Here is a 13,406-nt window from a genome sequence, read left to right as displayed (position 1 = left end):
CCCTGAGCCCTTGATTACCTTATGAACGCAGACAACCCCGTCCGCCAGTCAAACAAGCCTGCTGTATCTGCGCGCGAAGCTCGTACGAATATATCCATTCTGTTCATAGGCTTCAGTCGAGAGGCCGCAGCCGCGACACAGGCATCACTCCAGGGTATTCGCATGGCGCCACGCTGCCGCCTGATAGGCAATGAACGCGAACTCACTGGATCACTTGCTGAACGCAGCTGGGATCTGGTACTGCTCAGCAGCATGCAACCCCAGGACATCAGTTTTGAACGCACTGCAACCATCATCAAACAACTCGACAAAGACATTCCGCTTCTGCTACTTTGCGACACCTTGCCAGACACAGAGATTCACCTGACTCTGTTACAACAAGGCATCACTGTAGCCTGCTGTGCGGGAAACGAAAAGCTGACACTCACCTATATCCATCAAAGCTTCAGCGCCCTGCAACAGCGGCAGCAATGGCGTCACTGTGAGTCCTTACTGGAAAAAGCAGAGCGGCGCATCCAGTCGCTGATTGACGACTCGCGGACAGCCATCTGCTTCGTTCATCAAAATCAAATCTGCTACGCCAATGAACGTTTTTTTGAACTACTGGGCTATGGACAGATCAGAGACCTCAGCGGCCTGAACCTGGACCGGTTGGTTTCTCCTGCATACCGTGAAGCACTGTTTCACCAACTGCAACGCATCGAAGCCGGCGAAACACTGACTGCCAGCTCAACAGCTGATATATTACGCGCCGATACCACCCGTTTTCACGCCACCCTGACCCTCAATCCAGCAGTCTACGCCGAAAAAGATGCCGTACAGATCGACATTACCCAACATCTCGCAGATACCGAAATCTTCAATGAACTCGATCCGATCAGCGGACTGTTGAACCAAACAGGTTTTTCCCGTCAGCTCGAGCAACAACTGGAACTTGCACGCCAGGGCGGCAATGATGGCTTCCTGTTTTATATTTCACTGGATGCCTATCAAACCCTGCACCAGAATATCGGCCAGGAAGGTACAGATCTGCTCGCTCAAGAAGTTGGCAAGTTACTCCGCAGCCTGGTGAATGAAGCCCACACCCTGGCACGTATTGATGATGCCACCTTTACCCTGTTACTGTCCGATCCCCATCAGGAAACAGCCAAGGCACTGGCACGGGAAATCTGTTTGTCAGTCGCCAGTCTGGAGCTGTCACTTGGCGAATATCGTGTACAGACCACCTGTTCCATTGGTATCACCACCATCAGTGAAAGCACACCCCGCGCAACAGAGCTGTTGCACCGCGCAGAAACAGCCGCACGAAGCCTTAGTCTGAATGAACGTCACGGCAACGGCTACAGCTTCTATCAGCTGGAGCAGAGTAAACCGGTAGTCAGCACGGATGCCAAGGCCGTCCAGCGTGTTGTCGATGCCATTACCCACAACCGCTTCCGTTTGCTGTTTCAACCCATAGTACCGCTGGAAACTCACATCAGCCTGGCTAATTACGAAGTATTACTGAGGCTTATCACCGACGATGATAAAGAGGTTTCACCCAATATCTTTATGAGCAGCATTGCCGATGACAATGTGCTGGCGCGCATGGATATGTGGGTACTGGAAGAGTGTGTGATGCTGATGCGCCAGGCCCTGGATCAGGGCAAACGCAGCCGTCTGTTTATCAACGTCACCGGGCGCACCCTGCGCAACAAGTCTCTGCTACCCTGGTTTGCGGAACAATTACGCAGCATGCGCCTTCCGGCTGATCATTTGGTATTCCAGATCAGTGAAGTAGACGCTCTGGCTGCACCCGCCTATTACAAGGCGTTTTGTCAGGCGCTGCACAAACTCCACTGCCTGATCTGCCTGAAGCATTATGGCAGCACATCCGAGTCAGAATATGTGCTTGCCGATGCACCTGTCGATTTTATCAAACTTGATGGCAGCTATCTGAAGGAACTCAGCCGTAACCCGCTGGCCGCACCGCAATTGGAAAGGATCATCAAACCACTCAAGCAAAAGAGCCTGCGCCTTATCGCACCCATGGTGGAGGATACCCGGCAAATGAGCCTGCTGTTTCGAATGGGAATACAGATGGTGCAGGGGCATTATTTACAGCCCCCGCAAGCCGATATGGACTATGCTTTTTTTGAGCCGGGTCAGGACTGAACGCCGTCGCGATCCCGAAAGCCAATCAGATACAGAATACCATCCAACCCCAGTGTCGAGATGGCCTGCTTGGCACTCTGCCTGACCAAAGGCTTGGCCCGGAAAGCAATCCCCAAACCGGCAATCGATAACATCGGCAGGTCATTGGCACCATCGCCTACGGCAATGGTTTGCTCCAGTTTAAGACCTTCTTTGGCCGCAATTTCACGCAACAATTGTGCCTTGCGTTCACCATTGACGATCTCACCACTGACTTCACCCGTGACCTTGCCATCCGCAATATCCAGCTCATTGGCATACACATAGTCAAAGCCCAGCCGCTGCTGTAGCCCTTTGGCAAAATAGTTGAAACCACCTGAGAGGATTGCTGTTTTGAATCCCAGCGCTTTCAGCTGAGACACCAGCGTCTCTGCGCCTTCGGTAAGTTTCAGACGTGCAGCGATGGTTTCCAGCACAGCAACATCCAGGCCTTTCAATAACGCGACACGTTGGCGGAAACTGGCATTGAAATCCAGCTCACCTCGCATGGCTGCTTCAGTAATAGCGGCCACCTGTTCACCAACACCTGCCTCTTTGGCCAGCTCATCGATGACTTCAGCTTCAATCAGGGTCGAGTCCATATCAAATACCACCAGACGGCGGTTACGGCGATAAATGTCATCCTGTTGAAAGGCAATATCAACATCATGGTCGGAGGCTGCTTTGAGGAACTCCTGACGCAATGCCGACGCATCCGCAGGAATACCTCGCACCGAAAACTCCACACACGCCTTGGTACGCTCGGTATCCGACGGACTTTGCAAAGAGACCCGGCCCGACAAACGGTTGATGTTGTCGATATTCAGTCCGTGATTTGCCGCAATTTCAGCCACCCGAGCCAGGTGCAGCGCACTGATACGGCGCCCCAGCAACGTGATAATGTGACGTGATTTACCCTGCCCACCGACCCATTGCTCATAATCGGAGGGATTCACGGGTTCGAAGCGCACATGCATATCCAGCTCATGTGCGCGAAATAACAGATCACGCAGCAAGTTAGAGGCACCTGCATCAGTCGGCACCTGAATCAGAATCCCCAGTGACAGGGTGTTATGAATCACTGCCTGGCCTATGTCCAGGATGTTCACATTATAATTTGCCAGAATACAGGTCATGGCAGACGTCACCCCCGGTCGATCTTTACCGGAGATGGTCATGAGGATAATTTCGTTCATCTGTCTCGTTTTTTTCGTGCTGTAGATGCGGACGTACCAGGCTTGCGACTACGCTGCTTGCCCTTCGGCTCCTCTACCTTGCCCTGGCGTAACTGATCACGCTTGGAAGGCTTCTTAGGCGGAGTGGCTGTATTTTGCCCGCTTGCCTCTGCAAGATCAAAGTCAATTTTACGCTCATCCAGGTCAACACGAACAACCCGGACATGCAGTGCATCACCCAGTTTGAAAACACGCCGGGTACGATCACCCACCAGCCGCTGTTTCGCGGCATCAAAATGATAGTAGTCACTCGGAAGGCCAGTGATATGCACAAGACCCTCTACGTAGAGATCCTTGATTTCAACAAACAGACCAAAGCCGGTCACAGCCGCAACCACGCCATCGAACTGGTTGCCGATCTGCTCCTGCATATACTCACACTTAAGCCAGGACACAACATCGCGTGTCGCTTCATCAGCGCGACGCTCTGTCATGGAGCACTGCTCACCTAATGCCAGCATTTCCTCTGTCGAGTAGTGTTTGACAAACGCAGGTCGAGCCACAAAACCTGAAGGTCTTTCAATATCCTTGATCCGTTTACCTGAGTGGATCGCCGCACGAATATTGCGATGTACCAACAGGTCCGGGTAACGCCGGATCGGTGAGGTAAAGTGCGCATAGGCATCATAAGCCAGACCGAAGTGGCCTTTGTTTTCCGGGCTGTACACCGCCTGCTGCATCGAACGCAGCATCATGGTCTGAATAATATGCTGATCCGGACGATCTTCTATACTTTCCGCCAGACGCAGATAGTCCTTGGGTTCCGGTTTATCACCACCCGGCAGGTTCAGCCCCAGCTCACCAAGGAAGGCACGCAGGTTTTTCAGCTTCTGATCTTTGGGTCCTTCATGGATACGGTACAGACTGGGTTGCTTATACTTTTCCAGGAACCGTGCTGTCGCCACGTTGGCGCAGAGCATGCACTCTTCAATAATCTTGTGTGCATCATTACGATGGATCGGCACGATACGCTCTATCTTGCGCTCAGGGCCAAATTCGATCCGGGTTTCCACCGTATCAAAATCGATCGCGCCACGCTCATCACGCGCCTTGCGCAACGCCTTGTAAAGACCGTAAAGTGTCTCCAGTGGTGCAACAACATGCGCATATTCGTTACGCAACTGCTGGCGCTCATCTGCTTCACCGATCTGCCCAAGCATCGTCGCCACCTTGTTATAGGTCAGACGCGCCTTGGAATTGATCACAGCCTCATAGAAACGGAAATCTTTCAGAACGCCGGCACGTGACAGGTTCATCTCACACACCATGGCCAGACGATCCACTTTCGGATTCAGCGAGCACAGGCCATTGGAAAGCAGCTCCGGCAGCATCGGGACAACATACTCAGGGAAGTATACCGAATTACCCCGGATAATCGCCTCATTGTCCAGTGCCGTACCCGGCTGGACATAGTAGGAAACATCCGCAATCGCGACCCACAGACGCCAGCCGCCAAAGCGCTTTTTCTCGGCATAGACGGCATCATCAAAATCACGTGCGTCTTCACCATCAATTGTCACCAATGGCAGATCACGCAGATCCACACGGTTGGACTTGTCTTTCTCTGCCACCTCCGGCGCCAGCTCGGCAATCTGCTGATGTACCGCTTCTGGCCACTCATGCGGAATATCGTGACTGTGAATGGCCACTTTGATTTCCATACCGGCTGACAGATGCTCGCCCAGCACTTCAATCACGCGTGCCCGCGCAGGTTGGCGTCGATTCGGGTATTGCAGAATTTCGGCAACCACCAGCTGACCATCCGAATACTTCAGGTCCGACTGTTCATCCGGAATGATCATAACCTGATTGGTGATACGCTGATTTTCCGGAATCAGAGAACCAAAGCCATTGTGTCCATCGAAACGCCCCACCACTTTGGTGATGCCCCGCTCCAGAACCTCAACCACCTTGGCTTCCCGACGGCCACGGCTGTCCAGGCCAATTTCCTGAACCAGTACTTTATCGCCATCAAAGACTTCACGCATATTACGCGCATTCAGGAACAGATCCTCTCGACCGTCCTCAGGTTTAACGAAACCATAGCCGTCACGATGACCGATCACACGCCCGGTGATCAGGTTCATTTTTTCAATCAGGCCAAATTCGTTACGGCGGTTAGAGATCAACTGGCCATCACGACACATGGCAATCAAACGACGGCGTATCGCCTCTATATCATCTTCATGCTGCAATCCCAGCTCATCGCAGAGATCAGGGTGTGCAATTGGCGCACCCCATTTTTGTAAAAACTCGAGAATAAATTCTCGACTGGGCACAGGGTTTTCATATTTGCTTGCTTCCTGTGCTGCATTGGGATCTTTTTCAACCCATTTCTTTTTCATACAGTTTCCATTTAAAAATACAAAAGCCGGCACTGGGCCGGCTTTGGGGATACATTCAAGGAACAAGTTCCTCTTCTTCCTCTTCCTTCGGCGGAGGCGGTATCAGATCCTCTCGTGTGACCTTCAGCAGTAATAGAATATTACCTGCTACATACACAGAAGAGTAAGTCCCGATAATCACGCCTGCCAGCAAGGCGATAGCAAAGCCATAAATCATCTCACCACCGAAGATCGCCAATACCACCAGCACCAGCATGGTAGTCAAGGAGGTTACGATGGTACGACTCAAAGTCTGGTTCAGTGATGTATTCAATATCTCAACCGGCTCACTGACCCTGAGAATACGGAAATTCTCACGAATACGGTCATACACCACAATGGTGTCATTCAAAGAATAGCCGATAACCGCCAAAAGTGCTGCCAATACCGTCAGATCAAAGTCTATCTGCATCAGCGAGAAGAAGCCCAGCACAATAATGACATCATGCGCCAGCGCCAGCACTGCACCAACAGAGAACTTGAACTGAAAGCGGAACGCCAGGTAGATCATCACCATGATCAGCGCGACCAGCAATCCAAGGCCGCCCTGCTCACGCAGCTCTTCACCTACCTGGGAGCCAACGAACTCGTTACGGCGCAGCGTTACACCGGCATCCGCATCCTGCTGCAGCACTTCCAGTATTTTTTGACCTAGCTGCGGATCATGCGCTTCACCCAGACGAATCAGGATGTCATTGGCCGAACCAAAGGTCTGCACCACAGCATCGCCATAACCACCGGCACGCAACTGGCTACGGACATCTTCCAGTTCAACCGGCCGTTCATAAGTGACTTCCACCAGGCTACCGCCGGTAAAGTCCAGCCCCAACTTCAAGCCATTGATTGCCAGTGAGCCGATAGAAACCAGCAGCAACACAATGGAGATGATCGCCGCAATGCGGCGTGCACCCATAAAGTTGAATTCACGTTTAATATGTATCATCTATACACCTCAGAGCCCGAGCTTCTGCAGTTTACGGCCACCATAGGTCAGATTGACCAGCGCCCGGGTAATGACCAGTGCCGCGAACATCGAGGTAACAATACCGACAGACAGGGTCACGGCGAAGCCTTTCACCGGCCCGGTGCCCATGGCAAACAGAATCACCGCAGCAATCAACGTCGTCACGTTGGCATCCAGAATCGTACTGAATGCACGACTGAAGCCTGAATGGATTGCACTCTGCACGGGTGCACCACTGCGCAACTCTTCCTTGATACGTTCAAATATCAGCACGTTGGCATCCACCGCCATCCCGACTGTGAGCACAATACCGGCAATACCCGGCAGGGTCAGCGTTGCTCCCAGCATCGACATCACCGCCATGATCATCACCAGGTTGAGTGTCAGCGCCACATTGGCAAGCAAACCAAATACCCGGTAGAACAGCGCCATGAACACCAGCACCAGCGCGAAGCCAATCTTGACTGAGGTTACCCCCATTTCAATGTTGGCAGCCCCCAGACTCGGCCCGATGGTACGCTCTTCGACAAAGTAGATCGGCGCAGCCAGCGCTCCGGCTCTCAGCAGCAGAGCCAGTTCGGATGACTCACGCGGACTGTCCAGACCGGTGATACGGAACTGATTCCCCAACACACTCTGAATGGTTGCCAGAGAGATCAGACGCTTCTCGGTATAAGGGATACGACGTTCTACCATCTCGCCGTCAATGCGCTCCGTCACCGTGCGGGTTTTGTGCTCAACAAACACCACCGCCATACGCCGCTGAATCGCATTACGTGTTACCCGGCTCATCATCTGCCCGCCACGTGCATCCAGCGTAATCGACACCTGCGGCATACCGTTTTCATCAAAGGTTGCATTGGCATTCGCCACGCTGGAACCGGTGATAATAATATCGCGCTCCAGCGTTGCCCGACGATCCGGATCATTACGGAACTGGAACACCTCTGTCGCCGCACGACTGGCATCACTCATCGCCTCCAGACGGAACTCCAGGTTCGCTGTCTGGCCGATCACACGCTTGGCGGCTGCCGCATCCTGAATACCCGGTAACTGAACCACGATACGATTACGCCCCTGACGCTGTACCAGCGGCTCTGCCACACCCAACTCGTTAACACGGTTACGCAGGGTCGTGAGGTTTTGCTGGATGGCATAATCTTCTATTTCACGCACTGACTGCTCGTTCAGTGTCACATGCAGGAACCAGGCATCGTCCTGCTGGGCAGATTCAAAAGCAAATTCCTGATAGTCACGACGCAGTCGGCTTTGTGCCTGATCGCGCGCCTCAGCATCCGCAAAGCGGACAATCAAGCGGCCACTGTCATCCAGGTCCACTGAGCGATAACGGATACGCTGCTCACGCAAGGTGGTACGTATATCACTGGCATAGACTTCCAGACGCTGTGCCACAGCCTGATCGGTATCAACTTCCATCAGGAAGTGCACCCCGCCTCGCAGGTCCAGGCCCAGCGTCATTGGACGCGCACCCAGTGCTGTCAACCAGTCAGGCGTCGTAGGTGCCAGATTCATGGCCACAACATAGTTTTCGCCCAGACCACGCGTCAGGGCTGCACGTGCGCGCAACTGCGCATCACTGCTGTCAAAGCGGATCATGCCAGCTTCATTTTCCAGCTCGGCACTTTTAAAACTGATGCCTTCCTGTTCCAGCAGACTGACCGATTGTGCCATAACACGGTCATCAACCTGATGAATCGCACGGGAGCCGGAAATCTGGACGGCATAGTCCTCGGGGTAAAGATTAGGTGCTGCATAGATGCCGGCAATCACCAGCACCATCACGATCAGCAGATTTTTCCACAAAGGGTAGCGGTTGAGCATTGTGCCCCATCCTCGGTAAACAAAAGCGCCACTGCAGGAGTGGCGCTCTAGCTGAATTCAGCCTTCAGATATCCTTGATGGTACCCTTGGGCAGCTCAGCCGCCACATGGGCTTTCTGAAACTTAAGTTCAACGCCGTTACTGACTTCCAGCACGACATAATCATCTGTCAGACGTACGACCTTGCCGATGATACCACCGGCGGTGATCACTTCATCACCTTTGCTCAGACCACCGATCAGTGCTTTATGTTCCTTGGCACGCTTGGACTGTGGCTTCCACAGGAAAAAGTAGAAAATCAGTGCAAAACCAACCAGGAACAGCATGTTGAACATGCCGGGGTCCATACCACCCGCTTCTTGCGCGAAGGCTGGTGAAATAAAGAAGCTCATTCAGCATTCTCCAGTTATTGTCATTAAGTTTACGAAAATGAATCTATCAATCGCTTGCTGTATCTGTCAGCGGTGGTGTTTCCATCCCCCGGACACGATAGAAATCGTCCACGAAGGCGCACAATTTACCCTGTTCGAGCGCATTGCGCAAACCAGCCATCAGCGTCTGATAATAATGCAGGTTATGCAGGGTACTCAGCTGTGCTCCCAGCATCTCACCACACTTGTCCAGATGATGTAGATAAGCCCGACTGAAATTTTTACAAGTGTAGCAATCACAGTTTTCGTCCAGCGGACGTGTATCCGTCTTGTTGACAGAATTACGAATCTTCACCACCCCGGTTGAGGTAAACAGAAAACCGTTACGGGCATTGCGTGTCGGAATGACGCAATCAAACATATCCACACCACGGCGCACCGCTTCGACGATATCCTCAGGCTTGCCAACACCCATCAGATAACGAGGTTTGTCCGCCGGCATCTGATAGGCCAGATGATCCAGCACCTTGATCATCTCATCCTTGGGCTCGCCCACCGAGAGTCCGCCGATGGCGTAGCCATCAAAATCTATCGCGGTCAGTCCTGCCAGGGATTCGTCTCGCAGGTGTGGATACATACCACCCTGCACGATACCAAACAATGCCGAGGGACTGTCACCATGCGCGGCTTTGGAGCGTTCAGCCCAGCGCAATGACATGCGCATCGACTTGGCGGCCTCTGCCTCAGTCGCCGGATAGGGTGTACATTCGTCAAAGATCATCACGATATCAGAGCCCAGTGCACGCTGTACCTCCATTGACCGTTCAGGACTCAGAAACACCTTACTGCCATCTACCGGGGAGCGGAAAGAAACACCTTCCTCGGTAATCTTGCGCATTTTACCCAGACTGAACACCTGAAAACCGCCAGAGTCCGTCAGAATCGGCCCCTGCCACTGCATGAAGTCATGCAGGTCACCATGCAGGTTGATAATCTCTGTACCGGGTCGCAACATCAGGTGAAAGGTGTTACCCAGAATAATCTGTGCACCCAGCGCCTTCACATCGCGTGGCAGCATACCCTTGACCGTACCATAGGTGCCAACCGGCATAAACGCCGGGGTTTCCACAACACCACGAGGAAAGGTCAAGCGACCGCGACGGGCCTTGCCTTCTGTGGTCAGGCATTCAAACTGCATAAAACATTGTCTAGTCACACTGACTCCTCGATCACGGCTGACTGCCGGGTCATAAACATCGCGTCACCATAACTGAAAAATCGGTAACGTTCGGCAATAGCTTCGGCATAGGCCGCACGGATATTATCCTGCCCGGCAAAGGCTGACACCAGCATTAACAGGGTTGACTCCGGCAGATGGAAATTGGTGATCATGGCATCCACACTGCGGAACCTGTACCCGGGATAGATAAAGATCTGGCTATCACCACTGAAGGGCTGCAGCTCACCGGATTGACTGGCTGTTTCCAGCGACCGTACACTGGTGGTACCGACAGCAACCACCCGGCCGCCTCGCGCACGCGCTGCACGCACTGCTTCACAGACAGTCTCGGACACCTCGATGTACTCAGCATGCATGGTGTGTTCTTCTACCCGGTCCACCTTGACTGGCTGAAACGTACCGGCACCCACATGCAGGGTTACAAAAGCGGTTTCGATTCCTTGCTGCTGTAAGGCATCCAGTAGCGGCTGATCGAAATGCAATCCGGCCGTAGGCGCAGCGACCGCACCGGGGCGACGATTATACACCGTCTGATAGCGTTCACGGTCCGATGGCTGATCTTCACGCTGCATATAGGGTGGCAAGGGCATATGGCCGTGCGCTTCCAGTTGGGCCATCACATCACCTAGTGGATCAAACTGCAGCACAAACAGACTGCCCTGACGCCCCGTCACCTCCACTTGAATACCACCTTCGAGCAGCAACTGGCTACCCGGTTTTGGCGCCCGGCTGGCACGAATATGTGCCAACGCCTGCTGATCACCCTGCAGGCGCTCAATCAGCACCTCGACCTGCCCACCGGATGCTTTCTGACCATACAGGCGAGCAGGAATGACACGGGTATCGTTAAACACCAGCAGGTCGCCCGGGCGCAACAGTCCGGTCAAGTCACTGAACTGCCGATGCTGCAATGCACCCGTTGTACCATCCAGACACAGCAGACGACTGGCACTGCGTTGCTCCAGAGGGAAACGGGCAATCAACTCATCTGGCAACTCAAAGGAAAAATCACTTACACGCATGATCAACCATCATCCAAAACAGGGGCGAACATTTTATCCTAAACAAAAGATTTTTTCAGTCCTGATTGACCGCTGCAATAAAGTGCTTATAATGTGCGCTCTGTTGCCTGAGGAGAATACCTCAAACACAGCAACAATGGCGGTGTGGTGAAATTGGTAGACACGACGGATTCAAAATCCGTTGCTGAATAAGCGTGGCGGTTCGAGTCCGCCCACCGCTACCATCCATGAAGATTGATAAAAATCAATATCCTGTTAAAAAGTCCTTGTGACTAGTCTCAAACCCACTCAAAATCCAACGCTTCACACTCACGCTTGCTCAGTAAGGATTCTGCAATGCGAACAGCGGTATTCGGATTTGCCCTGTTGTTACTGGTTTCAAATAGTCCTCAGGCTGAAGCGGTCGACCTGCGTCAACTGCGTATGATCAACCAGCAAGTGAATCTGGACTACCAGCGCAGCCAGCAAACCGGACAGCGTTACAGTCACTCTGCCCTGGCAAAATATCATCTGGTACGTCAGCAGTTCCCGGATGCGCGCATGATGATTACCCATGCTCAGCATGTCACACCCAGTGGCTTTGAAATAGAGCCACATACTGTGGTCACAGTTGAGGCAGACAATCAGGTCTGGGTAATGGATTATGAACTGTTGAATATCTATACTGCAGAAGACCGACGCGATCTCAAACCGGTCACCAGTATTGAGCTGCGCGACAATCAGGTCTGGATTCATCGTTACGCGGAAGGCTGGAGCATTCAGAGCAGCGAGCCGGCCGACTCAGCCATGCAAAGCAAGCTGAAGTCGACCTTGCTGGAAACACCCGGTTAAGAGGCAGAAGCCGGTACAAATCGATCGGATGTAGCAGCGCTGTCAATTACGCTGGCCAGCATATCGGCAGTCACAGCGCTCAGGGTCCAACCCAGATGGCCATGGCCTGTGTTATAAAAAACAGTCGGCAGACGACCACGCCCAACCCGCGGCATCATGTTTGGCATCATCGGACGCAAACCTGCCCAGGGAACAACACTGCGCGTACTCACCTCAGGGAAGCACTGGTTCACCCAGTCAATCAAAGGCTTGATGCGGTCTGCCCGTATATCCTTGTTGTAACCATTAAATTCAGCCGTACCCGCCACCCGGAAGCGATCCTGACCCAGACGACTGGTCACCAGCTTGGTTTCATCGTCCAGCAAACTCACCTGAGGTGCGGCTGCCTGACTCTGGGCATCGGTCAGATTGACGGTAATCGAGTAGCCTTTGACTGGATAAATATTGACACGGTCACCCAATGAAGCAGCCAGCTTGCGACTGGCTACACCCGCCGATACCACCACCGCATCAAAGCGATGAGCAAGGGTTTCATCCCCCTGACGCACCACCACCGTAGCGCCTCGTGCGTCGGCGCTGACATCTGCAACATCCTGCTCATACAGACAACGTACACCCAGGCGCTCACAGGCTGCGGCCAGTCCCTGGGTATACTTGTGAATATCACCGGTAGAATCACTGGGCGTTAAAAAGCCGCCGTAATACTGCCCTTTCAGCGTTGGCTCAATACGCTGTATATCACTGGGAGCGAGGGTTTCACGAACCAGCCCACCTTTCGCCAGTAACCGGGAGACCCGCTGGGCATGTTCAAAGCCGGCCTTGTCGCGGTAAATATGCAGAATGCCTTTCTGCTTCAGATCAAAATCGATATTTTCCGCTTCTGCCCAGCTGAACAACAGCTCACGTGCAGCGATTGCCATACGCGCTGTCTCGGTAGTATTCGCTTCATATTGCGGAATCGCTGCCATAAACTCGGCAAACCAGCTGAACTTGTGCCAGGATGGCTTGGGATTGACGAGTAGCGGAGCATCTTTTTTCAGCATCCATTTCAGCCCCTTCATCACGGTTGACCAGCAGGTCCAGACTTCCGCATTGGAGGCTGACAACTGACCACCATTGGCAAACGAGGTTTCCATGGCTGCATAGCGTTGCTTTTCAAACAGGGTGACCTGATAGCCGCGTTTCGCCAGGGCATAGGCTGAGGTGACGCCGGTAATACCGCCGCCGATGACTGCAATAGATTGCATCGTACAACTCCGAATCAAGGTTAGGTTAGACGCCATCCATACGGGATTCACGCCACCCCCTCCGTCGCTGTACCTGAGAGATTCACACTGCTGAGAGTG

Annotated in this window: 10 protein-coding genes and 1 tRNA gene; 3 read left to right on the top strand and 8 right to left on the bottom strand. The window is 53.0% G+C overall.

All coding sequences use genetic code 11. The features are described from left to right. The first annotated feature begins 21 nt into the window (after window positions 1–21). Window positions 22–2,154 (top strand): EAL domain-containing protein, encoded by a 2,133-nt coding sequence (locus tag ADINL_RS04885; protein WP_036544510.1) that lies wholly within the window; start codon window positions 22–24, stop codon window positions 2,152–2,154. On the opposite strand, the gene serB is transcribed toward ADINL_RS04885, so the two are convergent. From serB to queA, 7 genes are all read right to left on the bottom strand, one after another. Next, a complete protein-coding gene (gene serB / locus ADINL_RS04880; protein ID WP_036544508.1) occupies window positions 2,145–3,368 on the bottom strand; it encodes a phosphoserine phosphatase SerB in 1,224 nt (407 codons plus the stop codon). The two genes, ADINL_RS04885 and serB, sit on opposite strands and share 10 nt — an antisense overlap. Continuing rightward, the gene (gene rnr, locus ADINL_RS04875; protein ID WP_036544506.1) at window positions 3,365–5,752 is read right to left on the bottom strand and encodes a ribonuclease R; all 2,388 of its coding nucleotides are present in this window, start codon (window positions 5,750–5,752) and stop codon (window positions 3,365–3,367) included. Before rnr ends, serB begins: the two co-directional genes overlap by 4 nt. A 55-nt stretch (window positions 5,753–5,807) precedes the next feature. Further along, complete coding sequence (gene secF / locus ADINL_RS04870) at window positions 5,808–6,734, bottom strand: protein translocase subunit SecF (protein ID WP_036544505.1); 927 nt, start codon at window positions 6,732–6,734, stop codon at window positions 5,808–5,810. A 9-nt stretch (window positions 6,735–6,743) separates the two neighbouring features. Next, window positions 6,744–8,597: a protein translocase subunit SecD gene (secD, locus tag ADINL_RS04865; protein WP_036544502.1), complete on the bottom strand. Its 1,854-nt coding sequence runs from the start codon at window positions 8,595–8,597 to the stop codon at window positions 6,744–6,746. 64 nt (window positions 8,598–8,661) lie between these two features. Continuing rightward, on the bottom strand, window positions 8,662–8,988 hold the full coding sequence (gene yajC / locus ADINL_RS04860) for a preprotein translocase subunit YajC (protein WP_036544499.1): 327 nt from the start codon (window positions 8,986–8,988) through the stop codon (window positions 8,662–8,664). A 46-nt stretch (window positions 8,989–9,034) separates the two neighbouring features. Then, on the bottom strand, window positions 9,035–10,165 hold the full coding sequence (gene tgt, locus ADINL_RS04855; RefSeq protein WP_036544496.1) for a tRNA guanosine(34) transglycosylase Tgt: 1,131 nt from the start codon (window positions 10,163–10,165) through the stop codon (window positions 9,035–9,037). A 14-nt stretch (window positions 10,166–10,179) separates the two neighbouring features. Continuing rightward, window positions 10,180–11,229, bottom strand: coding sequence for a tRNA preQ1(34) S-adenosylmethionine ribosyltransferase-isomerase QueA (gene queA, locus ADINL_RS04850; protein ID WP_036544493.1), 1,050 nt, complete (start codon window positions 11,227–11,229; stop codon window positions 10,180–10,182). A 138-nt stretch (window positions 11,230–11,367) separates the two neighbouring features. On the opposite strand from queA, the gene ADINL_RS04845 reads away from it, so the two are divergent. Both ADINL_RS04845 and ADINL_RS04840 read left to right on the top strand, forming a co-directional pair. Beyond that, window positions 11,368–11,453 (top strand) — tRNA-Leu (locus ADINL_RS04845). A gap of 112 nt (window positions 11,454–11,565) precedes the next feature. Then, the gene (locus ADINL_RS04840; protein WP_036544489.1) at window positions 11,566–12,060 is read left to right on the top strand and encodes a hypothetical protein; all 495 of its coding nucleotides are present in this window, start codon (window positions 11,566–11,568) and stop codon (window positions 12,058–12,060) included. Here the strand turns inward: ADINL_RS04840 and ADINL_RS04835 are convergent. After that, entirely contained in the window at window positions 12,057–13,307 is a 1,251-nt protein-coding gene (locus ADINL_RS04835) for a D-amino acid dehydrogenase (RefSeq protein ID WP_036544486.1), read from the bottom strand. The two genes, ADINL_RS04840 and ADINL_RS04835, sit on opposite strands and share 4 nt — an antisense overlap. Window positions 13,308–13,406: the final 99 nt, after the last annotated feature.

The sequence above is a fragment of the Nitrincola lacisaponensis genome (assembly GCF_000691225.1).
Taxonomy (GTDB): Bacteria; Pseudomonadota; Gammaproteobacteria; order Pseudomonadales; family Balneatricaceae; genus Nitrincola; species Nitrincola lacisaponensis.
The sequence above is the reverse complement of the archived record's forward strand: the minus strand, read 5'-3'. Positions and strand labels throughout refer to the sequence as shown.